We start from the raw sequence: 1,615 nt of genomic DNA on the forward strand, positions 1-1,615 counted from the left end.
GTCCTCGTCGTCGGCACGGCACCCGCCGCAACACCCCCCGTGCGCATCTTCGGCTCGGCCGACGATGCTTCGGCACGCGCCCGCGCCCTTCAGCCCCTGCCGGTTGCGACCGACCGCCTCGCGCTCGCCGCCCGGCTCGCAGGCCCGCACGTCCTGCCTGCCGCAGGCGCGCAGATCATCTGGCTCAGCGACGGGCTCGACGATGGCAAGGCGTCGCGCTTCTCCGCGGAGCTTTCGGCGCTCGCCGGATCGCATGGCCTCGAGGTCGTGGAACCCCAGCCCGACGACATCGCCCTCGCGCTCCTGCCTCCCGCGACCGAAGGCGACCAGTTCGTCGCCACGGTTCTCCGCGCCGACGGCACGGTGCCGAGATCGGGAGGCGTGCGGGCGCTCCAGACCGATGGCGGGCTCGTCGCGGAGGTCAACTATAGCTTCGCGGCCGGGCAGCTTTCGACGCCGGTGCGTTTCGACATTCCGCTCGAACTTCGCAACCGCATCAGCCGCATCGACATTGCGGGAGAAAATTCGGCGGGCTCGGTGAGCCTCATCGACGAGCGCTGGCGGCGGCGCAGCGTGGGCATCGTGTCCGGCGCGCCGATCGAGGAAGCGCAGCCGCTCCTCTCCGATCTCTATTATCTCCAGAAGGCGCTTGAGCCCTTCGCGGAAGTGCGCCGCGCCTCCGCCGCGCGCGAGGCCAAAAGCGAGATCGCCGACCTGCTCTCGTCGTCGCTTTCGGTGCTCGTGCTTTCCGATCTCGGCAATCTCGTCGGCTCCGACCGCGACGCCATCGCCACCTGGGTCGAGAAGGGCGGCGTGCTCATGCGCTTTGCGGGTCCGCGAATGGCGGGCGAGGGCGACGATCTCCTTCCCGTACCGCTGCGGACCGGCGGGCGCGCGCTGGGCGGCACGCTCTCCTGGACGAACCCGCAGCATCTCGCTCCCTTTGAGGCATCTAGCCCCTTTTTCGGCCTTCAGGTGCCGGAGGATGTGACCGTCTCGCGCCAGGTGCTCGCCGAACCGACGATCGACCTTGCCAGCCACACCTGGGCCAGGCTTCAGGACGGCACACCGCTCGTCACCGCGACGAAGCGCGGCAAGGGGCTCGTCGTTCTCTTCCATGTCACGGCGAATGGCGACTGGTCCAACCTGCCTCTCTCCGGCCTCTTCGTCGAAATGCTGAGGCGCGTCGTCGCTCTTTCGCAAGGCGTCGCGCCGGGCGGCGCGGAAGGCCATGCCTCGGAGGCAACCCTTGCGCCGGTCCGCACTCTCGACGGCTTCGGGCATCTCGGCTCGCCGCCCGCGACAGCGATCCCGATCGCGGCGACCGCCTTCGACAGCACAGAGGTCGGGCCGCGCAATCCGCCGGGGCTTTACGGCCCCGCCGACAGCCCCCGCGCCTTCAACCTCGGCCGCGCCGGCATGAAGCTCGAGCGGCTCGGCGCGCTCGCCGGCGTCGCCAACCGCCACAACTACGCCGATGCGGCCGAAACGCGGCTCCGCCCCTGGGCGCTCGCTTTCGCGCTCGCGCTCATCATCGCCGACGGCATCGCCGCCCTCTATGTGACCGGCCTTTTCGACGCGAACCCGATCCGCCGCCGCAGGCGCGGCGCGCTTC

General features: G+C 70.5%; 1 pseudogene. It reads left to right on the forward strand.

The window, feature by feature from the left end:
• Positions 1-1,615, forward strand: a pseudogene (locus WBG82_RS05860) (DUF4159 domain-containing protein); the annotation flags it as partial.

Source organism: Parvibaculum sp. (assembly GCF_049671045.1).
Lineage (GTDB): Bacteria > Pseudomonadota > Alphaproteobacteria > Parvibaculales > Parvibaculaceae > Parvibaculum.